Here is a 25,315-nt window from a genome sequence, read left to right on the forward strand (position 1 = left end):
AAACGGAAAGGCCGGTCACTCACCCTGATCGGCGAGACGCTCGGCGATTTCCGACGGTTGTACGCTATCGCCGGACTCATTGCCCCAGGCGTTGCGTTCGTAGGTGACCACGGCAGCGATCTCCACCGCACTGAGGGTGTTGCGGAAGGACGCCATGGCGGTCCCCGACACGCCATTCACGACGCGATCGATGTGCCAGTCCACGTCGTCGAGCATGGCCTCATTGCCGGCCAGTGCCGGAAAATTGCCAATCCCTTGACCATCCTCCTGATGGCAGGAGGCGCAAAGAGAGCCATAGACCTGCTGGCCACGCTCCATCAGCTCGTCCATTGCCCACTCGCGATCGGCACTGGATGCCTCCTGTGCGGCGGCTTCCTTGCGCTCGGCCAGCCACTCGTCGAAGCGCTCCGGTTTCACGGCCTCGACCACCACCGGCATGAAGGCGTGGTCCTTGCCACAAAGCTCGGTGCACTGGCCACGATAGATGCCGGGCTCCTCGATGCGTACCCAGTTCTCGTTGACGAAACCGGGAATGGCGTCCTGCTTGACCGCCAGATCGGGAACCCACCAGGAATGGATGACGTCATCGGATGTCAGCAGCAGACGGACTTTTTGTCCCACCGGCAGCACCAGCGGCTCGTCTACCTCGAGCAGGTAGTACTCCCCTTTCTCGCCAGTGCCGTTGATCTGCTCGCGAGGCGTACCAAGGTTGGAGGTGAAGGCGACATCCTCCCCGAGATACTCGTATCGCCAGCGCCACTGCTGGCCGGTGACCATGATGTCGAGATCGGCTTCGGAGGTGTCATACATGTTCTTGAGGGTGGCGGTGGCAGGCACTGCCATACCGACCAGGATCAGCAACGGAATCGCCGTCCAGATCACCTCCACGCTGGTATGTTCGTGAAAGGTAGCGGCCTTGGCACCACGGGAATGGCGATAGCGGAAGAGCGAATAGAACATCGCCCCGAAGACGATGACGCCGATGACCACGCAGATCCAGAAAATGATCATGTGCAGGGAATAGATATCACGGCTGATTGCGGTGACCCCGACAGGCATGTTCCAGCCATCGGCCAGCGCAACCGGGGTCAAGACTACGGAGGTCAGCCCTCCCGCTATCCACGCGAGCAACGTGCGCATCGGCTCCTCCTCAGGATCAACGTTGTATTAGCTAGCGCCTGCAGCAGTATAGGGTAGTGCGACAGTTCGTCACCTCTGTCACCGCCGGCCAGGTAAACGGGATAGTCAACGCAGGGGCGGTCATCGAGCGGCGAGCACCGCCACGAATGCCACCAGCAACACGAATACCAGTCCCACAAGCAACCCCGCCGCGATGAAGGTACCAGGGCGGTTGGAAGCGAAGTCCTCGCGCCTTCGTGCATCCTTCTGCACGCCCAGAAAGGCCGCCAGCACCGATTTGATTGCCTGCCACATCCCTGCCAACCTCCATGCATTACCGTAGACTTGCGTCGACTCTAGACCATATCGTCAGTGCCGACCCGTGAACGCATTCCACGCCTGGGCAGGAATGGCATACCACTTTCGCTGCAACGCGTTAAGCCGCATCCATCTTCTATACTCAAGGTGACAGCTGAAAAGGATCCAGCATATTGCCTGAGCCTATGACATGAGACCATGAAGGAGACCGACCATGAGCAACCAAAAAGACTCCAAGACCAATCCCGCCATGAGTGCGACTGAGCCGATGATGGAGTGGTGGCAGAAACAGTTCACTCAGGGGGCCACCCCAATGACTCGGATGCAACTGGCCTGGATGCAGAGCATCGCCGATACCATGCAGTTCGAGGCCCAGTTCCTCCGGACGTTGGCCGAGAGTGGCCAGAGGATTGCTCAGACCCTGGGTGGCGATACACCGCAGACACCAGCTGAAATGCAGGAACGTTACCAGAAGCTCATCTCCGAAGTCACAGAAGCCCAGATGGAACGGATGAAGAAGGCTACCGAGCTCTCCAATGATTTCCGGCGCCGCGTCTGGGAAGAAGTATGAAACGTCCTGTAGGTGTGGGGAAACCAGCCCGCTAAGGAGAACCCATAAGAGGAGCAAGGGCCGGCAGGTGCGGTGCGCACCTGCCGGCCCTTCTGTCATATCGTGTAACCCACGCCTCGTACCGCCTCGGAGCATTCGTGACCGCGAGGCTCAGCCAAAACCGAAGAGTCGGGTAATCAGGGGCAACAGGAAGGCGGTCAGCAGGCCCGTCAACCCCATGGCCAGCCCGGAAAAGGCACCGGCCACGGCTCCCAGTCGAGCAAAGGCGTGCGCGGTGCCGAAGCCATGGGCCGCCAGCCCCAGGGTGAAGCCCTGTACCTCCGGATCCCTGATCCTCAACAAGCGGAAGATCCAGGGACCCAAGGCGCAGCCGATCGAGCCGGTCAGCAACACCAGGCCGGCGGCCAGCGAGGGTATGCCGCCGATCTGCTCGGCGATACCCATGGCGATCGGTGAGGTGACAGAGCGCGGCGCCAGGGAAAGCAGTGTCTCAGTGCGTGCGCCGAGCAGCATGGCTAGCCCCAGGGTGGAGGCTACCGCGGTGAAGATCCCCACTCCGCACGCCAGCAGCAGCGGCCAAAGCAGCCGACGCACCCGCTCTCGATGATCATAAAGGGGTATGGCCAGAGCCACTGTGGCCGGCCCCAGCAGGAAGTGGATGAACTGGGCCCCCTCGAAGTAGGTACGGTACTCCATGTCCGCCAGCAACAGCAGGGCAATCAGCATGGCGATGGAGAGCGTAACCGGATGCAGCAACGGCGTACCGCCCAAGGTGCGGTTGATCCTCACCGCCAGAGTAAAGACCAGCAGGGTCACCAGCAGCGATAGCAGCGGATTGCCCGAGAGATAGACCCACAGCTGGTCGAGAGTGGCGACATTCATGCCTTGCCTCCCGACGACCGGCCGTTGCGCCGAGCATGGCCACGTTGCAGGCGTTGCAGCACCCAGGCCGTCGCCCCCAGCGTCACTGCCGTGGACGCCACCAGGGTCACCACGATCGGCCAGAGGTCGGCACCGATCAACTCGAAGTGCACCATCAGCCCTACTCCGGCTGGCACGAACAGCAGCGTCAGGTAGCGCAGCAGCCCTTCACCTGTCAGGCGCAGGCTCGATGGAACCTTGCCGCGGATCATCAACGCCACCAGCAGGATCACCATGCCGATCACCGGCCCCGGGATCGGCAGCGTGAGTCCCTTGGCCACCAGCTCACCGGCAAACTGGCAGACCAGTAACATGCTCATTCCCATGATCAACGGCATATCCGCCCTCCTCTCGGCAAGCAAGTTCTCAATGCAGACAGTGTGACAGAAGCAGCAGGATCCTGGGCCTCGCCGAGACAACCGGCCAAGCAATTGAAACGGAAGCGCAAAAGGGACTTTTCATTTACCCCGCTACGCGCTAGTATACGCCTCGTTCTCGGGGCCAGGATCAACAAGCCAGGTATCCCGAAAGCCGCATCGGAGCGTGGCGCAGCTTGGTAGCGCGTTGCAATGGGGTTGCAAAGGTCGCAGGTTCGAATCCTGTCGCTCCGACCAGAAACATCAAGAAAAACCGCCACTTACGGATCATGCCGGGTGGCGGTTTTTCATTGTATTCCCGTCAGAGCTGTCACGGCCATGGCCGAAGATGTTGGAAGACACGCAACGGCGACGGCTAGAATGTCACGAAGCTTCCCTAACCAAGGTGTCTCCTGTGTCCCGCAACGAGAGAACCATCCTGGCCTTCGACTCGGCCGGCAACGAGTACTTCATTGACATGTTCGTCAGCGTCCGGGACCTCAGCGACCTGCAGCACACCGGCCCTGTCAGCGACGGCCCCTCCTCCTTTCGGACCCGAGAGGGCCACTCGGTCACCCACCTCGGGGGTGGCGAATTCGCCGTGACGGTACCCGGCGAGGAAGAGGCGATTACCGTCAGGACGGATGACCCGGAGTTCGTGTGAGGTTTCCCCTACCCCGACATGGCCAGATCCCCCTTGGGTATCGCCCTTGCATGACCATGACTTGAGTCATGCAAGGGCAGCGAAATCACCTGCCCTTTAGGCGAGAGCGCTATAATGCAGAAAGCGCCATCCGGCAGCGCCCACCGCAGATGAGGGACAACGACCATGAACCGCACGACGCATCACGTAGTGCCGAATGCCAAGGGTGGCTGGGACGTACATAGAGGCGGCTCCCGAAGAGCCAGCCGGCATTTCGCCACCAAGACGGCTGCCGAGGCCTACGGCCGGCAGGTCAGCTTCAACCAGAAGACCGTCCTCGTCGTCCACCGCGAAGATGGGACATCCCCCGCCTCCAACGCTCAGGACTAGGCCTCCAATCACCGACAGAGGGAATCTGGATCTGGCTCGATAGCGCCGCTGATGAGATCATCAGGCCGGATCATGACCTCGCCATGTTTTTGCGCGCGCAGCAGGCCGCGCAACGCCTGATTCCGCTTTCGGCAAGGAGCCACCGAATGATCCGCATCAGACCCTATCAGCCCGAGGACTGGCCGGCCCTGTGGGCCATTCTCGTACCGGTCTTCCGCGCCGGCGAGACCTATGCGCTACCCCGCGACATCAGCGAGCAGGACGCTCACCGCACCTGGATCGAACTGCCCCGGGCCGTGCGCGTGGCCATCGATGACAACGGCGAGTTGCAGGGCACCTACTTTCTCAAGGCCAACCAGGCGGGCCCCGGAGACCATGTGGCGAACTGCGGCTATATCGTCGCCCCTGCGGCCCGCGGCCACGGCGTAGCCGGGCAGATGTGCCAGCACTCCCTGGCCCTGGCGCGTGAGCTGGGATTCGTCGCCATGCAGTACAACCTGGTGGTGGCCAGCAACGAAGTGGCTATCCGGCTGTGGCAGATGCACGACTTCACGATCATCGGCACCCTACCCCGGGCCTTCCGTCATCCTGCGCTGGGCATGACGGATGCCCATGTGATGTACCGGTTGCTATGAGCCACGCCCATGCTCCAATTGACCGCCGGCACCGGCCTCGGGCATGCTCACCAAGTGACTGACTCACCGAAGGAAAATTACAATGAAACGTTTCACACGCAGCACGCTGGCACTCTCCGTCTCCCTTGCAGTGGTCGCCGGCGCCCAGGCCAGTGACTTCGCCGACATGGACCCCGTGACGCTGCGTCTGGCCCACGTGGTCAACGAGCAAGATGGCTTCCATATCGCCGCCGAGAAGTTCGAGGAACTAGTCGAGGAGCGCACCGAGGGCAAGGTGGATATCGAGATCTACCCCAACGCCAGCCTCGGCGACGAGCGCACCCTGCTCGAGGGCATGCAGATCGGCACCGTGGACATGGGTGTGATCACCAATGGTCCTGTGGCCAATTTTCTGGAAGAGATGGCGGTCTTCGAACTGCCCTTCCTGTTCCCCTCTCCCGAGGCGGCCTACGCGGTGCTCGATGGCGAGATCGGCCAGGAACTGCTCGACCGCCTGTCCGAGGTCAACCTCAAGGGCCTGGCCTACGCCGAGCGCGGCTTTCGCAACCTGACCAACAGCGAACGCCCGGTGGAAAGCCCAGCGGACATCGACGGCCTGCGTATTCGCGTGATGGAGAACCCGGTCTACGTGGATACCTTCCGCGAACTGGGTGCCAACGCCGTGCCCATGGCCTGGACAGAGGCGCTGACGGCCATGCAGCAGGGCACCATCGATGGCCAGGAGAACCCGGTCAACGTCATCCACTCCTTCAAGCTCTACGAGACCCAGGATCACATGACGCTGTCGCGGCATACCTATGCGCCGGCGATCTTCGTGATGGGCATGCCGGTCTGGAATGATCTGCCTGAAGCCGCCCAACAGGTAATGGAGGAGGCCGCCCAGGAAGCCGCCGAGCACGAGCGCCAGGTCAACGCCGAGATGCAGGCCAAGCAGTTGGCGGAGCTGCGCGAGGCCGGCATGCAGATCGTCGAGGAACCCGACATTGCCGCCTTCCAGAGCGCCGTGGCCCCGGTCTACGAGAAATATGGTGAGCAATTCGGCGACTACCTACCGCGCATCCAGGAGGCGCTGGAGTAAGTGACCTCTATCGCCCATTCCCTGCTGCGACCGCTGCGGTGGAGTGAGCGCGCCCTCGACGTCGTCATCGCCCCCGTCGTCTTCACGGCGATGGCGGCGTTGATCGGAGTGATAACCCTGCAGGTCGTCTCGCGGGTGTTCTTCACTGCGGTGGGCTGGACCGAGGAGGTGGCCCGCTTCCTGCTGGTGTGGATCACCTTCCTCGGCGCCACCCTGGCCTTCCGCCGAAGCCGGCATATCGCCGTAACCTTCGTCGTCGACGCCCTGCCCGACCTGCCCCGCCGCCTGGTGCGCATCGCCGCGCTGATGGTGGCCCTGGGTTTCCTGGCCGCCCTGGTCGCGATCGGCATCGAATACATGCAGGTGCAGAGCTTCCAGAAGTCGGCCTCGCTGCGCATCTCCATGACCTGGATCTACCTGGTAATCCCGTTCTCCGCGGCGATCATGGCCTGGTGTGCGCTGGTCGACCTACTGGAGCTGATCATCGAGGAACCTCCCCCGTGACGGCCTTGCTGTTCGTGCTGTTTTTTATCTTCATGCTGCTGGGAGTACCCATCGCCCTGGCCATCGGCGCCAGCACCCTGCTGGCCCTCAATGCCCAGGGCGTCCCGCTGATGGTAGTCACCCAGCAGATGTTCCAGGGCATCAATTCCTTCGCCCTGGTGGCGGTTCCCATGTTCATCCTGGCAGGCGACCTGATGGCCCAGGGCAAGGTGAGCGAGAAACTGGTCGACTTCGCCGATTCGCTGTTCGGCTTCCTCAAGGGCGGTCTCTCCATCGTCTCGGTGGGCGCCGGCATGTTCTTCGCTGCCATCTCCGGCTCAGGTGCCGCGACCACCGCCGCAGTGGGCTCGAGCCTGGTGCCGGAGCTGCGCAAGAAGGGCTACGAGCCGGCCTCGGCGGCGAGCCTGATCGCCGCCAGCGGCACCATCGGCGTGGTGATCCCACCCTCGGTGCCGATGATCATCTACGCGGTGATCGCCCAGCAGTCGGTCTCGAAGCTCTTCCTCAGCGGCATCATCCCCGGTATCGCCATGGGCCTGGGGCTTGCCTCCATCGCCATCGTCCAGGCCTATCGGCGCAACTACCCCCGTGGCACGGCCTTATCGCCGGCCACCATCTGGCGGACCTTCAGGAGCGCGAGCTGGGGCCTGGCGACGCCGGTGATCATCCTCGGCGGCATCTTCTCGGGCGTGTTTACCCCTAGCGAAGCGGCCGTGGTGGCCGTCAACTATGCACTGCTGGTGTCGCTGTTCGTCTACCGTGATCTAAGCCTCGCCGACATCTACCGCGTCCTGATCCGCTCGGCGATCACTACCTCGGTGATCATGCTGGTGATCGCCACCTCGGCGGTACTGAGCTGGACGCTCTCCAGTTGGCAGGTGCCCGGCGCCATCGCCCAGGCGGTACTGTCACTGTCCACCAATCCCTTTGTGATCATGCTGCTGGTGGTGGCGGTGATCCTGCTCACCGGGGTGTTCATCGAGACGGCCAGTGCCCTGATCATCCTGACACCGGTGCTGCTGCCGCTGGTGACCCAGTTGGGCATCGATCCGATCCACTTCGGTCTGATCATCGTGGTGGGGCTGGCCATCGGCATGATCACCCCGCCGGTGGCGATCAACCTCTACGTGGCATCCTCGGTCACCCAATTACCGCTGGAGCAGATCACTCGTGCCATCATTCCCTACCTATTGGGACTGATCGCGGTACTGCTGCTGGTGGTCTATGTCCCGATACTGCTGGGTCTTTCCGGCTAGGAGAATTTCCCGATGCATCGATTGATAATACCTGTCGCCGGCTTGCTCGCCATGGCCCTGCTGGCCAGTTGCACCACCTACACCTGGGAGGACGGCCGCCGTGAAACCGTGTGGGGTGTGCCTGCCGAGGACGAGACCAAGACACGCGAGGAACGCCAGGCCGAGGGTGTCGAATACCGCAAGCCCGGCGAGCTCCCCGAGTGACGACCATGGCCTGTTTCGATTCTATGCCCTGCGAAACACCACGCTGAGGTTATTGGCCGGCATGGCCACCACCCGTTCGAGGCCGAGACCGCATCGCTCTGCCTCGGCCGTTACTGCCGTCAGGTCACGGATCCCCCAACGCGGGTCGCGGGCCCGGAGATCAGCATCGAAGGCTTCATTACTGGGCGCGGTGTGTTGTCCGTCGCGGCGAAAGGGACCGTAGAGATAGAGCACCCCGCCCGGTACCAGAGAGTCTCCGGCGCTCGCCATCAGTGCCTCGCTGACCGCCCAGGGCGAGATATGGATCAGGTTGATGGCCACGATCGCCTCGAAGGAGCCCTTGGGCCAGCTGTCGTGATCGGTGACATCGAGCCGGATCGGCGCGGCCAGGTTGGGTTGCCCGGTTCCCTCGCGCCATGCGTCGATGGAAGCCAACGCCCGGGGGTTGGGGTCGCTGGGCTGCCAAGCCCAGCCGGGCCTGGCACCGGCAAGGTACACGGCATGTTCTCCACTACCGCTGGCCACCTCCAGCACTCGCGCCCTCACAGGCAGGACGTTCTGCAGCACCTCGAGGATCGGCTGGCGGTTACGCGCCACGGCAGGGCTCTTCAAGCGTGGGTCGTTCATGGTACTCCTCATGGCTGATGTTTCGGGAGATGGCTATTTCCGGCCCCTGGGCTTGCGGGACGGACCTGCGGTCGGGCGGCGTGGTCCTTTTCCCGGCTTACTCCCCGGCTTTCGTGAGCCGGACGTCTTGCCATCCGGCGGTGGCTTCCCTGCTTGAGCCTTTGCGCCATGAGTCTTGCCGGCTGCCTTGCGTCTTGCCGGCTTGCCGGCGGCGGGCTTGCCACCATCGCCCCGCCGAGGCGTGCCCCGCTTCTGCGTACCCTGCTTGCCGATATCGGCCTTGCGGCCCTTGTTCCTGGCGGATCGGCGGCCATTGCCCTGAACCTCGGAGGAGGAGTGCTCGGTCAGGGAGAGAATCTTTGCCACTTCGGCCGGCGTCAGGTCCCGCCACTCACCCGGCGCCAGCCCCTTGAGCGAGACGTTCATGATGCGGATCCGCTCGAGCTTCACCACGTCATAGCCGAACACCTCGCACATGCGGCGGATCTGGCGGTTGAGCCCCTGGACCAGGGTGATGTTGAAGACGAAACGGGACTCCTTGACCACTCGGCACTTGCGGGTGACCTCGCCGAGGATCGGTACGCCCCTGCCCATGCCGGTGATGAACTCATCGGTGATCGGCTTGTTGACGGTGACCCGATACTCTTTCTCGTGCTGATTGCTCGCCCGCAGGATGCGATTGACCAGATCGCCGTTGTTAGTCAGGAAGATCAATCCCTGGGAATCCTTGTCCAGACGACCGACGGGAAAGATCCTGGCACCATGCTTCACGAAGTCGACGATATTGGCCTTCTCGCCGGGATCCGTGGTGCTGACGATACCCACCGGCTTGTTGAGGGCAATGAATACCAGGTCCTCTTCTTCCAGCGCCAGGGGCTCGACGACCTGGCCATTGACCTTCACCACGCTACCCGGGAAGACCTGGTCACCGGGGGTGGCGCGCCGGCCGTCGATATGGACACTGCCCTGCTCGATGTAACGGTCCGCCTCTCGACGAGAGCAAAGGCCGCTCTCGCTGATGTACTTGTTGATCCGTTTCGAGAGGGTCTGAGACATGTAACGCGTCCGGGACGAAGACAAGGAAGAGCCGCGATGACACGGCACGATGCCGGGCAGTGTAAGGGGTGATCTGCCAGACGGCCAGCCGTCCCGTCTGGCCATTTTTGCGACCTGCCGATCCCGCTGGACAAGGCTTGTCGGGAAACCCTTGCGCTGGATCACTGCGGTGCAACAGGCTGTATGATAAATCGTGGATACTGGCTCCCCAACGGAGGAAACGGATGACCGATCGCCCCCACAACGGGCCCGTCGACTGGCACGCCCTCTCGACCGAGGAGGCCCTGCAGCGCCTCGAGGGTCGCGCCGAAGGATTGGACAGCACGGAGGCCGAGCGTCGACTTGCCGAACATGGCCCCAATCAGCTCAAGCAGGCCCAGGCACGCCCCTGGTGGAAGCGCCTGCTGGAGCAGTTCAACAATATCCTGATGCTGGTGCTGATCGTCGCGGCCATTGCCAGCCTAGGACTCGGCCATACGCTGGACGCCACGGCCATCTTCGGCGTGGTGCTGATCATCGCCCTGATCGGCTTCATTCAGGAGGGCAAGGCCGAACAGGCGCTGGAGAGCATTCGCCAGATGCTCTCGCCACAGGCCAATGTACTGCGCGATGGCCGTCGCGAAACAATCCCCGCCGAGGAACTGGTGCCGGGCGATATCGTGCTGGTGGAGAGCGGCGACCGGGTGCCGGCCGACCTGCGCCTGCTGGAGGCCCGGCGCTTTCGCACCGAGGAGGCCTCACTGACCGGCGAGTCGACCCCGGTGGACAAGGACACGACGGCCGTGGACGACGAGGCGGATTTGGGCGATCGCACCAGTATGGCCTATGCGAGCACTATCGTGGTCCAGGGCAACGCCCGAGGCCTGGTGGTAGAGACCGGCGCCCATACTCAGATCGGGCGCATCTCGGAGATGCTGCGTGGGGTCGAGCAGTTGAAGACCCCGCTGCTGCGCCAGATCGACCGCGCCGGCCAGGTGCTGGCTTTCTTCATTCTGGTGGCCGCCGCCCTCACCGGTGCCTTTGGTGCCCTGGTACACGGTCAGCCGCTAGGCGAGATGTTCATGGCCGCGGTGGGCCTGGCGGTGGCCGCCATCCCCGAGGGCCTGCCCGCCATCGTCACCATCGGCCTGGCGCTGGGCGTGCAGGCCATGGCCAGCCGTAATGCCATCATCCGCCGCCTGCCAGCAGTGGAGACCCTGGGCTCCATTTCCACCATCTTCTCCGACAAGACCGGCACCCTGACCCGCAACGAGATGACCGCCCAGGCAATCTGGCTGCCGCACGGCGAGGTGCATATCGAGGGCATCGGCTTCTCCCCGGAAGGCAGCTTCCATCGCATCAGCGACGGCAAGCCCGAGGGGGCGGCACTCGACCTGGACGAAGACCACGCCCTGCGCCACTTCCTCAAGGTGGGGGTGCTGTGCAATGACGCCGAACTAGCGGAAGAGGAGGGCCGCTGGAAGATTCACGGCGATCCCACGGAGGGCGCTTTGGTGGTGGCCGCCGCCAAGGCCGGACTGACCGCCGAGAAACTGCGCGGCGACCACTCTCGCCGTGACGCCATCCCCTTCGAATCCGAACGTAAATATATGGCCACCCTCCACGAGGTGGATGGAGAACAACTTCTGCTGGTCAAGGGCGCCCCGGACCGGCTACTGGAAATGTGCCACCGGGTCCGCCACGGCAGTGAGGTAAGCGAGCTGGACGTCGAGCTCTGGGAAGAGCGCATCCATGCCCTCTCCGAGCGCGGTCTGCGGGTGCTGGCGCTGGCCGAGAAGCGGGTGAGCGACATCCATGAGCTGGTCGACGAACACGCCGAAGAGGAACTGGTGCTGCTGGGGCTGGTTGGCCTGCTCGACCCGCCCCGGGACGAGGCGATCGAGGCAGTGAAGGACTGCCTTGCCGCCGGTATCCGCCCGGTGATGATCACCGGTGATCATGCGGTCACGGCCCTGGCCATCGCCAAGCAGCTGGGCTTCGCCCACACCGAGCGGGGCATCAGCGGCCGCGAGATCGAGGCACTGTCGGACGCCGAGCTCGAGGCGATCATCCTCGAGGTGGACGTCTTTGCCCGTGCAGCACCGGAGCACAAACTGCGCCTGGTACAGGCCATGCAGGCCAAGGGCGGGATATGCGCCATGACCGGCGACGGGGTCAACGACGGCCCGGCCCTCAAGCGCGCCGACGTCGGCGTCGCCATGGGAATTCAGGGCACCGAGGCCGCCAAGGAAGCCGCCGAAATGGTGCTGGCCGACGATAACTTCGCCACCATCGTCGGCGCCATCCGCGAAGGCCGCAAGGTCTACGACAACATTCGCAAGACCATCACCTTCCTGCTGCCCACCAACGGCGGCCAGGGCCTGGCCATCATGCTCGCCGTGCTGGCCGGCACCACCCTGCCGGTGACCCCGCTTCAGGCGCTGTGGGTCAACATGGTGGTGGCGGTCACCCTTGGCCTGGCACTGGCCTTCGAGGACGCCGAGCAAGACATCATGGTCCGACCACCTCGGGATCCCGACGCCTCGCTGCTGGACCTCTTCCTGCTGTGGCGGGTGGTGTTCGTCTCCATGTTGCTGCTGGTCGGTGTCTTCGGCATGTTCAGCTGGATCCTCCAGCACGGCGGAAGCGAGATGCTGGCCCGCACCGGTGCGGTCAACATGCTGGTGATGGGCAGCGCCGCCTACCTGATCAACAGCCGTTACCTGCTGCTCAGCACCCTTTCCATGGCAGGCATCTTCGGCAGCCGCCCGGTCTGGGCTTCCATCGGGATCATCGTGATGCTGCAGCTGGGCTGGACCTATCTGCCCTTCATGCAAGTGATCTTCGGTAGCGAGGGACTGGGCCTCGGCCACTGGGGCGTGATACTGGCCGGCAGCCTGGCGATCTATCTGGTCGTGGAGGCGGAGAAGAGGGTGCTTCGCCATCACCAGGGCGGGGATGCTACGACCGAAAATGCCAGCGAAAATCCGCAGGATCGCGCCCAGCCGCGCTGAGGCCAGCTCAACCTGTCACACTCGGCGCTTGGTCCGCGCGGTGGCTACCGCGTTGAGCGGATCCTCGGGCCAGGGATGGTTCGGATAGCGGCCACGCATCTCGCGGCGCACTTCCTGATAGCCATTGGCCCAGAAACTTGCCAGGTCGGCGGTGACCTGCAGCGGGCGACGCGCCGGCGAGAGCAGGTGCAACAGCACCGCCACCCGACCGTCGACGACGCGTGGCGAGGCCTGCCAACCGAAGCACTCCTGCAGCTTCACCGCCAGCACCGGCGGCTTGTCCGCCAGGCACGGCGTATAGTCCAGCCGATGGGTCGAGCCGCTGGGCACCGCCAGGCGCAACGGCGCCAGCTCATCGAGGCGTGAGCGCAATGACCAATCGAGGCTGTCGAGCAGGATACGCGCCAGCGGCAGGCGCTCGATCGCGTCCAGCCGGTTGACGCCGTCGAGATGTGGGCCCAGCCAGTCGTCCAGTGACTCGAGCAGTGTCGCCTCGGACCAGTCGGGCCACTCACTGCCCAGCGCCCGGCGCAGCAGCGCCACCCTGCCCTGCAACTGACTCAGGTCGTCGTCTTGCGGCAGGCCACGCCGACATAGCGCCTCCAGCAGCGCCGCCCTGACCGCCTCCGGTGGCAGCTTAGCGAGAGGCTTGCGCGCCAGCACCACGGCGCCCAGGCCGCGCACTTGCTCGCCCACCAGCCGGCCTTGGTCATCGGACCACTCGAGGCTCACCCGCCACTCACGGGCCTGCGGATAGAGCGCTTCCAGGCGTTCCGCATCCAATGCCACGGCACGGAAGATTCGCGCTCCGCTGGCCTCGCCGGAAAGCTCCACGGCAACCAGCAACTCGACGTGTGCCAGGGAGTGGCTCTCGGGAAGGGTTGCCAGGCCACCACCGGCCAGACGAAAGCGCCCCGGTTCCAGCCGTTGCGCCACTCGCTCCGGATAAGCCAGTGCCAGCAGCTCACCCAGCGGGGCCAGGCTCGGCACCTGGAGCTTCACGCCAGCGATGCGCGTGAGTCGTTCGGCATCGCGCTGCCACTGTCGATGCTCTCGTGGAGAGCCGAGCCGCGCCTGCATGGCCTGCTCAATATCGCGCTCTTCATCGAGGCCACTCCCTTCCAACAGCGCCACCAGGGCGCATGCTAGGGGAGCGACATCGAGATCGGCGGCACGCTCCAGCATCGCCGCCAGGCGTGGGTGGGTCGGCCAACGCACGGTGGCACGGCCCAGCCCGCTCAGCAGGAACGCCTCATCCAGCAGGCCCAGGCGACGCAGCAGATCACGACCAGCCGCCAAGGCCGCCCCGGGTGGCAGCGTCACCCAAGGCAACTGGTCGGCATCGGCGATACCCCAGCGCGCCAGCTCGAAGGCCAGGGGCGCCAGATCCGCCTGACGGATCTCCGGCTCGCCGTGGGAAACGAGCGGCTGCTCCTCCGCCCACAGCCGCACGCAGAGGCCGGGGCCCTGGCGACCGGCTCGACCACGGCGCTGGTCGGCGCTGGCGCGGTTGACCCGGCGCGTCTCCAGCCGGGTGAGCCCGGTACGCGGCTGGAAGACCGGCACCCGCTCTTGACCGGCGTCCACCACAAGGCTTACTCCGTCCACCGTGACACTCGACTCGGCAATGGCCGTGGCCAGTACCACACGGCGGCGCCCGTCCGGGTCGGGACGTAGGGCCCGGCGCTGGGCTTCCAGCGGCAGCCGGCCATGCAGCTCCATGACAGCAAGCGCCGGCGCCCTTGCTGCCAGTTCACGGGCTAGCCGCCGGATCTCCGAAACGCCGGGCAGGATCATCAAGGCGTCGCCTGCCTGCTGTTCCATGGCCTCAAGCAACGATCGCGCCTGCTGGGCTGCCGTGTCTTCTCGGCTATTGAGCGCCTGGTAGTGGGTCTCGACGGGAAAGGTGCGACCCGGGCAGTCGATCACCGGGGTGTCGTCGCCCAGCACACCGAGCAAAGCATCGACATCCAGGGTCGCCGACATCACCAGCAGGCGAAGGTCCTCGCGCAGGCCCTGCTGGGCATCGAGCGCCAGTGCCAGGCCCAGGTCCGCCTCCAGGCTTCGCTCGTGGAACTCGTCGAAAATCACCCCGGCCACGTCCTCTAGCATGGGGTCGTCCTGAAGCATTCGCGTCAGCACCCCCTGGGTGACGACCTCCAGGCGGGTAGAGGGCCCCACCCGGCTCTCGCCACGCATGCGATAGCCCACGGTCTCGCCGACCCTCTCCCCTAGCTTCTCGGCCATGTAGCCGGCGGCCAGGCGCGCCGCCACCCGCCGTGGCTCGAGCAGCAGCAATTTACCGCCCCGAGCCCAGGGAGCATCGAGCAGCGCCAGGGGGACACGGGTGGTCTTGCCGGCCCCGGGCTCGGCGACCAGCAAGGTGCGAGAGTGATCGGCCAGGGCCGACCTGATGGCGTCGAGACGGGAATCGATGGGAAGCGTCATGGAGCGCTCAGTCGGTGGACCCGTCATCCCGGGAGCGCACGCCACAGCCCTTGAGGATCACCCGGGTGAGGAAGGTGGTGATCTCCTCGACATCGGCATCGCTTAGTTCGTCACGACCGGTAATGCCCAGTACCTGGGCCTCGAAATCGGCATAGTGCTGGGTGGCCGACCAAATCAGGAAGATCAGCCACACCGGATCGACGGGATCCATCAGCCCACGTTCGGCCCACTGCTCGAAAATCTTCGCCCGGGCCTGGACCCAGGCACGCAGTTCGCCGCGCAGGTACTCCTGCAGGAAAGGGGCGCCCGCGAGGATCTCGGCAGCGAACAGCCGCGAGCCCTCGGGGTGACGCCGTGACAGCTGCATCTTGCTGCGGATGAAGGCCTCCAAGACATCGGCGGGATCATCTTCCACCGAGATGTCATCGAGCAGCGCATTCCAGCGCGCCATCATCCGCTCCAGCAGCCGCACATAGAGGCCACGCTTGCTACCCATGTAGTACAGCACGTTGGACTTGGGCAGGCCTGCCTGCTCGGCAATGGCCTGGAGACTCGCTCCCCGATAGCCGTGGCGGGCAAAGACTCGCTCGGCCGCGGCCAGGATCTCGCGCTCGTTACGCTGGCGAGTCACCCCATTGGCCTCGCCCGGCTCTCGCACCCCCCGCTCGGCGGGCACACTCCCCTGTGTCATCGGCCACCTCACTGCCCCTTGGCGGATCAAAGCCAAGGATAGTGCCCCACGCCCAGGCGAGGTGCAATCGAGCTTGCAAAGCGCAAGAACCTGGACCAAGCTGAAGTTATTCTGACCGAATGGTCAGCTTCCGGACTCATGAACACGAGCGCTTCCGCGCCGAGACGTTCACATCAACACTCCACGCCAACAACAGAGACAAGGCGATGATCGACTTTCTGCTCAACGGGCAGCCCCGCCAATGCGCGGCGTCGCCCGACACCAGCGTGCTCGAGCTGCTGCGCGACTCGCTCGGCCAGACCGGCACCAAGGAGGGCTGCGCCACCGGCGACTGCGGCGCCTGCACGGTGGCCATCGGCGAGACCGGCCCCGACGGCAGCGTTCACTACCACAGCGCCAACGCCTGCATCACTCCGGCCCACCAGCTCCAGGGTCGAGCGCTGATCACCGTGGAGGGCCTGGCCCAGGGTGACGCCCTGCACCCCGCCCAGGCGGCCATGGTCGAATGTCACGGCAGCCAATGCGGCTTCTGTACCCCGGGTATCGTGATGTCGCTGTTCACCCTGCACGAGGAACAGCAACGGGCACCGGCGCCGCTGACGCAACAGCGTCTCGAAGCAGCGCTGGGCGGCAATCTATGCCGCTGCACGGGCTACCGGCCGATCCGCGACGCTGCCCTTTCCATGGGCGATCACCCCGAAAAGCGCCCAATGTGGCTGGATGCCGCAGCACCCGAGGCCAGGGCCACCACGGAGGCGCCGTTCGTCCAGCCGGAAAGCCTGACCGAACTGATTGATGAACGCACCCGCCATCCCGAAGCCCCCATCGTCGCTGGCGGTACCGACCTCTGGCTCGAGGTGACCCAGCGCCTCGAACGCTTCGCGCGGCTTGTCGATGTCACGCGGGTCGCCGAACTCAATGCCATCGAGGAAACGACCCTGGACGATGGCCGCGAGGGCTGGTGGGTCGGCGGCGCGGTCACCTATGCCAGGCTCGAGCCGCTGCTGGAGGAATATCATGAGGCCTTCGCCCACCTGCTGCACCGCCTGGGTTCGGCGCAGATCCGCAACCGCGGCACCCTGGGCGGCAACATCGCCAACGCTTCACCCATCGGCGACACCCCACCGGTGCTGCTGGCACTGGGTTCTCGACTGTGGCTGGCCGGACCGGAGGGCGAGCGGGAAATGGCTCTCGCCGACTTCTTCCTCGACTACAAGCAGACTGCCCTGCGAGAGGGGGAGGTGATCCGGGCGATCTTCCTGCCCCGCCCCGAGACCGACCGACACCTCAAGGTCTGGAAGCTGTCCAAGCGTCGCGAGGACGACATTTCCGCCGTGCTAGGGGCCTTCAGCTGGCGCCAGGAGGACGGCGTACTGCGCGACGTTCGCCTGGCCTTCGGAGGCATGGCCGCGACACCCAAACGGGCCTCCGCGGCCGAGGCCGCCCTCGAGGGCCAGTCACCTTTCCCGGCTGCCTTCCAGGCCGCCAGGCTCGCTCTCGCGCAAGACTTCCAGCCGATGAGCGACGTGCGCGGCAGTGCCCACTATCGCCAGCTCTCCGCCGCCAACCTGCTCGAGCGGATGCGCCTGGTCCTGCTTCGTGACAACCCGATGCAGGAAGCCAACACTGACCGGGAGGTGATGCTCCATGCGTACGCTCACTAGGCTTTCAAACACACCCGACCCTGCGCAATCCAACGCGCCCGACGATACGCAACCTACCGCGCCCGACGATGCGCGAGACACGCCACCGGGATCCAAACCGGATGTCTCCGCCGAGTCCGCAAGGGCGCGCCAGGCCCAGCAGGGCCGCATCAAGGGCGATGGTCCCCTGGCTCGAGATAGCGAGGCCACCGCGACGCGCGGCAGTGCCGGCAGCGCGAGCGCCCACGAGAGTGCCGTCAAGCATGTCACCGGGCGCGCCGCCTATATCGACGATCTCAAGGCGCCGGCAGACTGCCTGCACCTGGCGCTTGGGCTCTCGCCGGTGGCCCACGGCCGCCTGACCCGTCTCGATCTCGACAAGGTGCGGGCCATGCCAGGGGTGATCGACGCGGTCGGCTTCCACGACGTGCCAGGGCACACCGATATCGGCCCGGTCTTCCCCGGTGATCCGATCTTCGTCAACGACACGATCAGCTATGCCGGCCAGGTACTCTTCGCCGTGGCAGCCGAGACCCATCGCGCTGCCCGGGAGGCCGTGAGCGCCGCCTGGGCCGAGGGAATAGCCGAGATCGACGAGCAGCCCGCCAGTCTCGACCCGGTAGCTGCCGCAGAGCACGGCGAGTTCGTGCGCCCGACCCATGTCCAGCAAAGCGGCGACTGGGAACGCTCGCTCGCGGCGGCGGCCCATGTCATCGAGGGCGAGCAGTTCGTCGGTGGCCAGGAGCATTTCTACCTGGAGGGACAAGCCTGCCTGGTCCAGCCCACCGAGGACGAGGGGGTGATCGTGCATACCTCCAACCAGCACCCCAGCGAGACCCAGAAGCTGGTTGCCGAGGTGCTGGGCATTCCCTTCCACGCGGTGACCGTGGAGGTACGCCGCATGGGCGGCGGCTTCGGCGGCAAGGAGACCCAGGCCTCGCCCTGGGCCTGCATTGCGGCGCTGGTGGCCCGGCGCACCGGCCGCACCGTCCGCCTGCGCCTGCCCCGTGCCGAGGACATGCACGTGACCGGCAAGCGCCATCCCTTCCACAACCGCTACCGGCTGGGCGTGGATGTTGCCGGCGTGATCCAGGGCGGCGAGCTGACCCTGATCGGCGACTGCGGCTACTCCCCGGACCTGTCCGACGCCATCGTCGATCGTGCAATGTTCCATTCCGACAACGCCTACTCGCTCGGCGAGGCGCGGGTCACCGGCCACCGGGCACGTACCCACACCGCCTCCAACACCGCCTTCCGCGGCTTCGGCGGCCCCCAGGGCATGATGGTGATCGAGGCGGCAATGGACGATATCGCCAGGCGGATCGGCGAGGATCCGCTGACGATCCGCAAGCGCAATCTCTACCGGACAGGACAGGACGACACCCGCCGGGATATCACCCACTATGGCCAGACCGTGGAGCAGGTCGCCCTGCTGCACCACATTGTCGAGCGACTCGAGGCCGACAGCGACTACTGGGCCCGCCGCAAGGCTATCGTCGCCTTCAATGCACAGAGCCCGGTGATTCGCCGCGGCCTGGCGCTGACCCCGGTGAAGTTCGGCATCTCCTTCACCGCCAAGCATCTCAACCAGGCCGGCGCCCTGCTGCAGGTCTATACCGACGGCAGCGTGATGATCAACCATGGCGGCACCGAGATGGGCCAGGGTCTGCACACCAAGATCTGCCAGGTGGTGGCCCGCGAGCTCGCCCTCGACCTCGACACGGTGCGCATCACCGCCACCCGTACCGACAAGGTGCCCAACACCTCGCCCACGGCGGCCTCCAGCGGAGCCGACCTCAACGGCATGGCCGCCCGCGACGCCTGCCTGAGCCTCAAGACGCGGCTATTCGACTTCGCCAGCGAGCACTACGCTCTCGATCGCGAGGGCATGCGCCTGGAGGCCGGCAACCTGGTGGCCGGCCAAGGCGAGAGCGAGCGACGCATTCCCTGGGGCGAACTGGTGCAGGCCGCCTACCTGGGCCGGGTATCGCTCTCCGAGAAAGGGTTCTACGCCACCCCGCTGATCCACTACGACCGCACCACCGGCCAGGGGCGCCCCTTCTACTATTTTGCCTATGGAGCGGCGGTCAGCGAGGTCAGCGTCGATACCCTGACCGGCGAGTATCAGGTGGACCGGGTCGACATCCTGCATGACGTGGGCGACTCCCTGAACCCGGCCATCGACATCGGCCAGGTCGAGGGCGGCTTCATCCAGGGTATGGGCTGGCTGACCGGCGAGGAGCTCAAGTGGAACGACGCCGGCCGGTTGATCTCCGATGGGCCGGCCACCTACAAGATTCCCACCTACGGCGACCTGCCGCCGGTGTTCAACGTCGAACTGCTCCAGGGCCACCCCAACTCCATGGCCAGCATCTACCGTTCCAAGGCGGTGGGCGAGCCGCCCTTCATGCTCGGCATCTCGGTGTGGACGGCGCTGCGCGATGCCCTTTCGAGCCTGGCCGACTACCGCGAGGCCCCACGGCTCGATACCCCGGCCACGCCGGAGCGGGTGCTGATGGCCGCCGAGGCGCTGCGCTCGCGTCACGCTCCCCAGCCAACGGGCACGGGTAAGCCCGAATGACGACCGTGGATAACGGGGGTACGCGTCCCGAGAGCTGGCATGCCGCCCTGCACCGCCTGCAGCGCGAGGGCCTCCCCCATGTGCTGGCCACCCAGGTCACCAGCGCCGGTTCCACGCCCCGGGAACCCGGAGCACGCATGGTGATCACCGACGATGCGGTCTACGACACCCTGGGTGGCGGCACCTTCGAATGGCAGACCATCGCGGCGGCCCGCCAGCGCCTGGCCAACCACGGAGCGCGCGCCGAGGCCGGCATGAGCCTGGAGGCCTTCAGCCTCGGCGGTCGCAGTGGCCAGTGCTGCGGCGGCTTCGTCAAGGTGCTGCTCGAGGTCTTCCCCGGCAGTACCGCGACGCTGGCGATCTTCGGTGCCGGCCACGTGGGCCGAGAACTGGTGCGCCTGGCCGCGCCACTGCCCTGGCAGTTGATCTGGCACGACAGTCGGGCAGGCAGCTTTCCCGACTGGGCGGCCGACCAGCCACGGCTCGCCTGTCGCCATGCCCCCGACCCCACCGCTTCAGTGGCTACCCTGCCCTCTGGCGCCCACACCCTGGTGCTGACCCATGACCACGCCGAGGACCGCGCCCTGGTGGATGCCCTGCTCGCCCGTGGTGATACGGCTTCGCTGGGCCTGATCGGCTCGCGCAGCAAGTGGGCCAGCTTCCGTCGCCGACTTCACGACGCCGGTCACGACGAAGAGGCCCTGGCCCACGTGCGCTGCCCCATCGGCACCGCCGCCGGTGGCACCGGAGGCGACAAGACCCCCTACGCCATCGCCCTCGCCGCCATCGCCGAGCTGCTGCCGCTGGTCGAGTCACCAAAGCGAGGAGAGCAGCGAGGCCTGGATCCGGCCGAGCTGCGACACATCTTCACCGACAACGCCATGTAGGAGCTTTGCTTGCAAAGCGATAGATCTGGCGTAAATCGCGCTGCAAGCAGCGCTCCTACAAAAATTCGATGAGCCCTGACGAGATGACCCATAACGACTCGCGCGTGCTGCGCGCCGAACTGCTGAGCTTCGATGCCGACCCCGGCGAGGACGATACCCCCGCCGAGGGCAGTGTCCGCCACTACCGGGACGGCGCCCTGTGGATCGAGAATGGCCGCATCCGCGCGCTGGACGACTATGCGCGCCTGGCCCCCGCGCTGCCCAAGGGCATCGAGGTGATCGACCATCGCGGCAAGCTGATCACTCCCGGCTTCATCGACAGCCATGTGCACTATGTGCAACTGGAGATCATGGCCTCCTACGGCCGCCAATTGCTCGACTGGCTCAACGACTACACCTTCCCGGAGGAGTGTCGCTTCGCGGTCCGGGAACATGCCGAGACGTTATCGGAAGCCTTCCTCGACGAGATGCTGCGGGTCGGCACCACCACGGCCCAGGTGTTCTGCTCGAGCCATCCGGCCTCGGCCGACGCCTTCTTCTCCGCCAGCCAACGGCGCGACCTGCGCATGCTGGCCGGCAAGGTGCTGATGAACCGCCACGCCCCCGACGCCCTCTGCGACGACCCGCTGGGCGGCATCCGCGACACCGAGCGGCTGATCGGTGACTGGCACGGCAAGGGGCGGCTGGGCTACAGCTTGACGCCGCGCTTCGCCCCCACCTCCAGCCGGGCGCAACTGGACGCCACCGGGGGAGTGATGCGCAACGATGCCAGCCTCTGGCTGCAGACCCACCTGGCCGAGAACACCGGCGAGCTGGACTGGGTGGCGGAGCTCTTCCCGGAGAGTCGTGACTACCTTGCGGTCTACGAGCAGTCGGGCCTGGTCGGCTCGCGCAGCACCTTCGCCCACGGCATCCACCTGGACCAAGCGATGCGCGGCAGGCTGGCCGAGCGGGGGGCGAACCTCGCCTTCTGCCCGAGCTCCAACCTCTTCCTCGGCAGCGGCCTGTTCGACCGGCTGGCGGCCCGTGAGGCGGGACTCAATATCACCTACGCCAGCGACGTGGGCGGCGGCACCGACCTCTCGGGCCTGGCGACGCTGAAGGCTGCCTATCAGGTCGGTCAGCTCAGGGGCCAGCCGCTCACTGCCTGGCAGGGCTTCTACGGGCTAACGCTGGGCAACGCCCGGGCGCTGTCGCTGGAGGGCCACATCGGGCGCCTCGCCCCGGGGATGGAGGCCGACTTCGTGGTGCTCGACCCGGCTGCCACCCCGCTGCTGGCACGCCGCACGGCCCGCAGCCGCACTATAGGCGAGACGCTCTTTGCGCTGATGATGCTCGGCGACGACCGCAGTGTGGCCGAGACCTGGGCCGGCGGGCGATGTCAGCATCGGCGAGGATGAATCCTGCTTGACAAGAAGATCAGACCAGGACACGGGCAGCGTTTCTGCCCTCGTCCTTCGCCTGGTAGAGCGCCTCGTCGGCCCTCAGCAACATCGCATCCAGACTCTCGCCGGGGATCGACAGACAGGCCCCGATGCTGATCGTGATAGGCGATGCCCTGCCCACCTGGGCTTTCACCTCATGGCGTAGCCTCTCGGCCACACGCAGAAGATTGTCGGCGTCACAGGGCGAGAGCAGAACGAGAAACTCGTCACCGCCCCAGCGTGCCGCCTGGTCGTAGGGTCGCAGGGTTTCCTGCAGGACGTCGGCCACGGTGGTGAGCGCACGATCACCCGCGGCGTGTCCCAGGGTATCGTTGACCTTCTTGAAATGATCCAGATCCAGCCAGATCAGCCCGAAAGGCGACGCTTCGCGACTGGCGCGCTCGACCTCCTCCTCGAGACGCAGCTGCATGCCGCGGCGGTTCATCAACCCTGTTAGTACGTCGCGACTGGCCAGGCGTTCGAGCTCCTCGGTGCGCTCGCGAACACGCTGCTCGAGTTCCCTAGTATTCAAGCGGATGGCCTCGGCCATGGAGCGGAAATGCGTGATGAGACGACCCATCTCGCCGTGACCGGAAGTCAGTGGCGCCGGGGAAAAATCCCCTTCCCTCACCCTTGCCATCGCCGACTCCAGGGCCGATACCGGCGCCAGGATCTGGCGGCGAAGCACCAGGTGGAAGAGCAGCAGGGTCACCAGCAGGGTCAGCACGAAGACCACCGCCACCGGGGTGAAGCTGGACAAGGGCATCAGGACACCCAGATCGAGCAAGGTCACCTCGAACCAGCCGATACTCGGCAGGAAGGCCACCCCGGCCAGGTGACGCTTGCCTTCCACAGTGACGAAGACAGTACGTACCTTGGGGCCCTGGTCCGGCGCATTGCGCAGCTCGCGCATCACGGTCTCGAGCGCGGCCGCATCTTCGGGCAGGTCGACGAGCAGATCCAGGGTGCGCTTCTGGCCCTCCGGCTTGACGAAACTGCCGTAATCAATCAGACGACGGTCGCGATAAAGCTGGATGGCGCCGTTGTAGTCGACGAAGAGCGTGGTGATACCCGGCTGCTGGATATCGATGATCTCCTCGAGAAAGCCCTCCAGCTCCATTCCCGTGCCGATCACGCCGAGAATCTCACCCGAGGCATCGCGCATCAGGACATCGATCCACAGCTTGGTTACACCCAGCTCCACATCGGGGTTGACGTTGAGATGGAAGTCCCGCCCCTCCTCGATAAGCCGATAGAACCAGGCATCCGCGGGGCGATCGGGACGCAGGAAATAACGGAAAGGATCACCCGCATAATCATTGTCGGCGTTGTTGTGGTAGTAGGCACCGCTGTCGCGCAGGGCGACGAAATAGCTGTTGTCACGGAAGTTGCGCCGGAAGCTCTCCATCTCCGCGAATGCCTGGCTCTGCAACAGCGGATCATCGGGGTTGGCCGCCCAGCGCTCGAGGACGAGGGAATCGGCCATCTGGCGGGCCAGGGCAATCTCTCGCTCGAGGGGCTGAAGCAGGCGTCCACTGTCGTACTGGACCTGGATGGTGGCGATCCGCTCTCCCCACTGCTCGATGATGCCTTCGGTGATGCGATGAAAGACGATCCAGGCAGCAGCCGAGGCGAGCAGCACGAGGGCAGCGGCGAGCAGCAGGAAACGGGTCTTCAGGCTCAAGAGACGACACTCCGGAGTGGCGTGATGGCACGGTCTTTCTCAGGCCATTTAACATCATGCAACAGAGCAAATCACACCCGACTGCGAAGAGCCAATTTAAACGCCGCATGGCCGCATAAGTGAGCGCTTGGTTTTTACGAACGAGGTCTAGACCTTGATCCAGGACAAGCTTGCCCCTTATCCGAGTGCTGCGCTGGGTTGAATCACCCCGGGTGGGGCTCTAGCTTGACGGCAGACGAAAAAGGTTTCGTCTTCACGGATCCATTCAGGGGTAGAAGAACATGATCATCAAATCCCATCCGTTGTCGTGTGCCATCGCCATGGGCACGGCCCTACTCGTCTCGGGAGCCGCCCTGGCGGACGACGGCCTCGGCGACTATCGCGATCGCTTCGAACCACTGCCGCACTTCCCGCCGCTTCCGGCAGACAACAGCCTGACACCGGCGAAAGTCCAACTCGGCAACATGCTGTTCTTCGAGCCGCGCATCTCCTCCAGCGGGGTGATCAGTTGCGCCACCTGCCACAACCCGGCCCTGGGCTGGAGCGATCGCATTCCGCGGGCGACCGGCCACGACGGCCAGATCGGCGAGCGCAACACCCCCACCGTGCTCAATTCGGGCTTTCTGGATGCCCAGTTCTGGGATGGCCGCGCGCCGGACCTGGAAGCCCAGGCGCTGGGTCCCATCGAGGCGGACGTGGAAATGGCCATGGACCTGGGAGACGCCCTGGAGCGACTCGAGGGCTTCGACCTCTACCAGGAGCGGTTCGCCGAAGCCTTCCCCGACCAGGAGACGCCCATCAACGAGACGAACCTGGCCCAGGCCCTGGCAAGTTTCCAGCGTACCCTCAATACGCCGGAATCGCCGTTCGACCGGTACCTCTACGGTGACATGAACGCCCTGAACGAACAGGAAAAGGACGGCATGGTTGCCTTCGTCGACAATGGCTGCATCGCCTGCCACCGCGGCCCCAACTTGAGCGACAGCCAGTTCCACCGCATCCAGGTACCGGGCTCCACCGACGTGGGCCGCTACGAGGTGACCGGTGAGGAGAGCGATCGTCACAAGTTCCGCACCCCGACCCTGCGTAACGTAGCCGTCACCTACCCCTACATGAACAACGGCGCCACCGAAACCCTCGAGGAGGCCGTGGCCATCATGGGCCAGGAGATGCTCGGACAGGACTTCCAGGATGAGGAGATCGCTAATATCACCGCCTTCCTGCACACCCTGACCGGCGAGATGCCTGATTTCGAGGTCCCCGCCCTGCCCTGATCCAGCGTTGGC

The 25,315-nt window shown here is 65.2% G+C and carries 23 protein-coding genes and 1 tRNA gene; 15 read left to right on the forward strand and 9 right to left on the reverse strand.

The window, feature by feature from the left end:
- Positions 1–15: 15 nt before the first annotated feature.
- Complete coding sequence (gene coxB, locus BMY30_RS00980; RefSeq protein ID WP_089709777.1) at positions 16–1,140, reverse strand: cytochrome c oxidase subunit II; 1,125 nt, start codon at positions 1,138–1,140, stop codon at positions 16–18.
- A 120-nt stretch (positions 1,141–1,260) separates the two neighbouring features.
- Positions 1,261–1,434, reverse strand: a complete 174-nt coding sequence (locus tag BMY30_RS00985) for a DUF2970 domain-containing protein (RefSeq protein ID WP_089709778.1) — start codon at positions 1,432–1,434, stop codon at positions 1,261–1,263.
- A 217-nt stretch (positions 1,435–1,651) separates the two neighbouring features.
- Here BMY30_RS00985 and BMY30_RS00990 point away from each other — a divergent pair, with 217 nt between their 5' ends.
- Positions 1,652–2,008 (forward strand): hypothetical protein, encoded by a 357-nt coding sequence (locus BMY30_RS00990; protein WP_089709779.1) that lies wholly within the window; start codon positions 1,652–1,654, stop codon positions 2,006–2,008.
- Positions 2,009–2,158: 150 nt separating this feature from the next.
- Here BMY30_RS00990 and BMY30_RS00995 read toward each other — a convergent pair whose 3' ends face one another.
- Both BMY30_RS00995 and BMY30_RS01000 read right to left on the reverse strand, forming a co-directional pair.
- Positions 2,159–2,890: an LrgB family protein gene (locus BMY30_RS00995; protein ID WP_089709780.1), complete on the reverse strand. Its 732-nt coding sequence runs from the start codon at positions 2,888–2,890 to the stop codon at positions 2,159–2,161.
- The gene (locus tag BMY30_RS01000) at positions 2,887–3,267 is read right to left on the reverse strand and encodes a CidA/LrgA family protein (protein ID WP_089709781.1); all 381 of its coding nucleotides are present in this window, start codon (positions 3,265–3,267) and stop codon (positions 2,887–2,889) included. The genes BMY30_RS00995 and BMY30_RS01000 overlap by 4 nt, the downstream gene beginning before the upstream one ends.
- A 199-nt stretch (positions 3,268–3,466) precedes the next feature.
- Between BMY30_RS01000 and BMY30_RS01005 the strand changes: the two genes are divergently transcribed.
- The 8 genes from BMY30_RS01005 to BMY30_RS01040 all read left to right on the forward strand — a co-directional run bounded on the left by BMY30_RS01005 (position 3,467) and on the right by BMY30_RS01040 (position 7,995).
- Positions 3,467–3,543: transfer RNA gene (locus BMY30_RS01005), tRNA-Pro, on the forward strand.
- A 157-nt stretch (positions 3,544–3,700) separates the two neighbouring features.
- Positions 3,701–3,949 carry a hypothetical protein gene (locus BMY30_RS01010; RefSeq protein ID WP_089709782.1) on the forward strand — a complete coding sequence of 83 codons (249 nt, stop codon included), beginning with the start codon at positions 3,701–3,703 and terminating at the stop codon, positions 3,947–3,949.
- 165 nt (positions 3,950–4,114) lie between these two features.
- The gene (locus tag BMY30_RS01015) at positions 4,115–4,318 is read left to right on the forward strand and encodes a DUF2188 domain-containing protein (RefSeq protein WP_089709783.1); all 204 of its coding nucleotides are present in this window, start codon (positions 4,115–4,117) and stop codon (positions 4,316–4,318) included.
- Positions 4,319–4,464: 146 nt separating this feature from the next.
- Positions 4,465–4,953 (forward strand): GNAT family N-acetyltransferase, encoded by a 489-nt coding sequence (locus BMY30_RS01020; RefSeq protein ID WP_170840034.1) that lies wholly within the window; start codon positions 4,465–4,467, stop codon positions 4,951–4,953.
- 82 nt (positions 4,954–5,035) lie between these two features.
- A complete protein-coding gene (locus BMY30_RS01025; protein ID WP_089709784.1) occupies positions 5,036–6,031 on the forward strand; it encodes a TRAP transporter substrate-binding protein in 996 nt (331 codons plus the stop codon).
- Positions 6,032–6,535, forward strand: a complete 504-nt coding sequence (locus tag BMY30_RS01030; RefSeq protein ID WP_244516080.1) for a TRAP transporter small permease — start codon at positions 6,032–6,034, stop codon at positions 6,533–6,535.
- On the forward strand, positions 6,532–7,791 hold the full coding sequence (locus BMY30_RS01035; RefSeq protein ID WP_089709785.1) for a TRAP transporter large permease: 1,260 nt from the start codon (positions 6,532–6,534) through the stop codon (positions 7,789–7,791). Before BMY30_RS01030 ends, BMY30_RS01035 begins: the two co-directional genes overlap by 4 nt.
- Before the next feature lie 12 nt (positions 7,792–7,803).
- The gene (locus BMY30_RS01040; protein ID WP_089709786.1) at positions 7,804–7,995 is read left to right on the forward strand and encodes a hypothetical protein; all 192 of its coding nucleotides are present in this window, start codon (positions 7,804–7,806) and stop codon (positions 7,993–7,995) included.
- Positions 7,996–8,016: 21 nt separating this feature from the next.
- Here BMY30_RS01040 and BMY30_RS01045 read toward each other — a convergent pair whose 3' ends face one another.
- Both BMY30_RS01045 and rluF read right to left on the reverse strand, forming a co-directional pair.
- The gene (locus BMY30_RS01045; protein WP_089709787.1) at positions 8,017–8,622 is read right to left on the reverse strand and encodes a DUF938 domain-containing protein; all 606 of its coding nucleotides are present in this window, start codon (positions 8,620–8,622) and stop codon (positions 8,017–8,019) included.
- Positions 8,623–8,655: 33 nt separating this feature from the next.
- The gene (gene rluF, locus BMY30_RS01050; RefSeq protein ID WP_089709788.1) at positions 8,656–9,678 is read right to left on the reverse strand and encodes a 23S rRNA pseudouridine(2604) synthase RluF; all 1,023 of its coding nucleotides are present in this window, start codon (positions 9,676–9,678) and stop codon (positions 8,656–8,658) included.
- A gap of 224 nt (positions 9,679–9,902) precedes the next feature.
- Between rluF and BMY30_RS01055 the strand changes: the two genes are divergently transcribed.
- Positions 9,903–12,671 (forward strand): cation-translocating P-type ATPase, encoded by a 2,769-nt coding sequence (locus BMY30_RS01055; protein WP_089709789.1) that lies wholly within the window; start codon positions 9,903–9,905, stop codon positions 12,669–12,671.
- A gap of 15 nt (positions 12,672–12,686) precedes the next feature.
- On the opposite strand, the gene hrpB is transcribed toward BMY30_RS01055, so the two are convergent.
- Positions 12,687–15,119, reverse strand: a complete 2,433-nt coding sequence (gene hrpB / locus BMY30_RS01060; RefSeq protein ID WP_244516081.1) for an ATP-dependent helicase HrpB — start codon at positions 15,117–15,119, stop codon at positions 12,687–12,689.
- A 7-nt stretch (positions 15,120–15,126) separates the two neighbouring features.
- On the reverse strand, positions 15,127–15,810 hold the full coding sequence (locus tag BMY30_RS01065) for a TetR/AcrR family transcriptional regulator (protein ID WP_089709791.1): 684 nt from the start codon (positions 15,808–15,810) through the stop codon (positions 15,127–15,129).
- Positions 15,811–16,016: 206 nt separating this feature from the next.
- Here BMY30_RS01065 and xdhA point away from each other — a divergent pair, with 206 nt between their 5' ends.
- The 4 genes from xdhA to guaD all read left to right on the forward strand — a co-directional run bounded on the left by xdhA (position 16,017) and on the right by guaD (position 22,321).
- Positions 16,017–17,474, forward strand: coding sequence for a xanthine dehydrogenase small subunit (xdhA, locus tag BMY30_RS01070; RefSeq protein ID WP_089709866.1), 1,458 nt, complete (start codon positions 16,017–16,019; stop codon positions 17,472–17,474).
- Positions 17,458–20,034: a xanthine dehydrogenase molybdopterin binding subunit gene (gene xdhB / locus BMY30_RS01075; protein ID WP_089709792.1), complete on the forward strand. Its 2,577-nt coding sequence runs from the start codon at positions 17,458–17,460 to the stop codon at positions 20,032–20,034. Before xdhA ends, xdhB begins: the two co-directional genes overlap by 17 nt.
- Positions 20,031–20,921 (forward strand): xanthine dehydrogenase accessory protein XdhC, encoded by an 891-nt coding sequence (gene xdhC / locus BMY30_RS01080; protein ID WP_089709793.1) that lies wholly within the window; start codon positions 20,031–20,033, stop codon positions 20,919–20,921. The genes xdhB and xdhC overlap by 4 nt, the downstream gene beginning before the upstream one ends.
- Before the next feature lie 83 nt (positions 20,922–21,004).
- On the forward strand, positions 21,005–22,321 hold the full coding sequence (gene guaD / locus BMY30_RS01085) for a guanine deaminase (RefSeq protein ID WP_089709794.1): 1,317 nt from the start codon (positions 21,005–21,007) through the stop codon (positions 22,319–22,321).
- Between the two features lie 19 nt (positions 22,322–22,340).
- Here guaD and BMY30_RS01090 read toward each other — a convergent pair whose 3' ends face one another.
- Positions 22,341–24,029, reverse strand: a complete 1,689-nt coding sequence (locus BMY30_RS01090) for a sensor domain-containing diguanylate cyclase (protein ID WP_089709795.1) — start codon at positions 24,027–24,029, stop codon at positions 22,341–22,343.
- A 281-nt stretch (positions 24,030–24,310) separates the two neighbouring features.
- Here BMY30_RS01090 and BMY30_RS01095 point away from each other — a divergent pair, with 281 nt between their 5' ends.
- Positions 24,311–25,303, forward strand: coding sequence for a cytochrome-c peroxidase (locus BMY30_RS01095; RefSeq protein ID WP_089709796.1), 993 nt, complete (start codon positions 24,311–24,313; stop codon positions 25,301–25,303).
- Positions 25,304–25,315 lie beyond the last annotated feature (12 nt).

The sequence above is a fragment of the Halomonas daqiaonensis genome (assembly GCF_900109725.1).
Lineage (GTDB): Bacteria > Pseudomonadota > Gammaproteobacteria > Pseudomonadales > Halomonadaceae > Halomonas > Halomonas daqiaonensis.

Bases quoted from the DNA above. Each gene is read 5' to 3' on its own strand.
- BMY30_RS01095 (WP_089709796.1), top strand. From the start codon at position 24,311: ATGATCATCAAATCCCATCCGTTGTCGTGTGCCATCGCCATGGGCACG.
- rluF (WP_089709788.1), bottom strand. From the start codon at position 9,678: ATGTCTCAGACCCTCTCGAAACGGATCAACAAGTACATCAGCGAGAGC.
- coxB (WP_089709777.1), bottom strand. From the start codon at position 1,140: ATGCGCACGTTGCTCGCGTGGATAGCGGGAGGGCTGACCTCCGTAGTC.
- BMY30_RS00995 (WP_089709780.1), bottom strand. From the start codon at position 2,890: ATGAATGTCGCCACTCTCGACCAGCTGTGGGTCTATCTCTCGGGCAAT.
- BMY30_RS01020 (WP_170840034.1), top strand. From the start codon at position 4,465: ATGATCCGCATCAGACCCTATCAGCCCGAGGACTGGCCGGCCCTGTGG.
- xdhC (WP_089709793.1), top strand. From the start codon at position 20,031: ATGACGACCGTGGATAACGGGGGTACGCGTCCCGAGAGCTGGCATGCC.
- xdhA (WP_089709866.1), top strand. From the start codon at position 16,017: ATGATCGACTTTCTGCTCAACGGGCAGCCCCGCCAATGCGCGGCGTCG.
- BMY30_RS01025 (WP_089709784.1), top strand. From the start codon at position 5,036: ATGAAACGTTTCACACGCAGCACGCTGGCACTCTCCGTCTCCCTTGCA.
- BMY30_RS00990 (WP_089709779.1), top strand. From the start codon at position 1,652: ATGAGCAACCAAAAAGACTCCAAGACCAATCCCGCCATGAGTGCGACT.
- BMY30_RS00985 (WP_089709778.1), bottom strand. From the start codon at position 1,434: ATGTGGCAGGCAATCAAATCGGTGCTGGCGGCCTTTCTGGGCGTGCAG.
- guaD (WP_089709794.1), top strand. From the start codon at position 21,005: ATGACCCATAACGACTCGCGCGTGCTGCGCGCCGAACTGCTGAGCTTC.
- hrpB (WP_244516081.1), bottom strand. From the start codon at position 15,119: ATGACGCTTCCCATCGATTCCCGTCTCGACGCCATCAGGTCGGCCCTG.
- BMY30_RS01000 (WP_089709781.1), bottom strand. From the start codon at position 3,267: ATGCCGTTGATCATGGGAATGAGCATGTTACTGGTCTGCCAGTTTGCC.
- BMY30_RS01015 (WP_089709783.1), top strand. From the start codon at position 4,115: ATGAACCGCACGACGCATCACGTAGTGCCGAATGCCAAGGGTGGCTGG.
- BMY30_RS01065 (WP_089709791.1), bottom strand. From the start codon at position 15,810: ATGACACAGGGGAGTGTGCCCGCCGAGCGGGGGGTGCGAGAGCCGGGC.
- BMY30_RS01045 (WP_089709787.1), bottom strand. From the start codon at position 8,622: ATGAACGACCCACGCTTGAAGAGCCCTGCCGTGGCGCGTAACCGCCAG.
- BMY30_RS01040 (WP_089709786.1), top strand. From the start codon at position 7,804: ATGCATCGATTGATAATACCTGTCGCCGGCTTGCTCGCCATGGCCCTG.
- BMY30_RS01055 (WP_089709789.1), top strand. From the start codon at position 9,903: ATGACCGATCGCCCCCACAACGGGCCCGTCGACTGGCACGCCCTCTCG.
- xdhB (WP_089709792.1), top strand. From the start codon at position 17,458: ATGCGTACGCTCACTAGGCTTTCAAACACACCCGACCCTGCGCAATCC.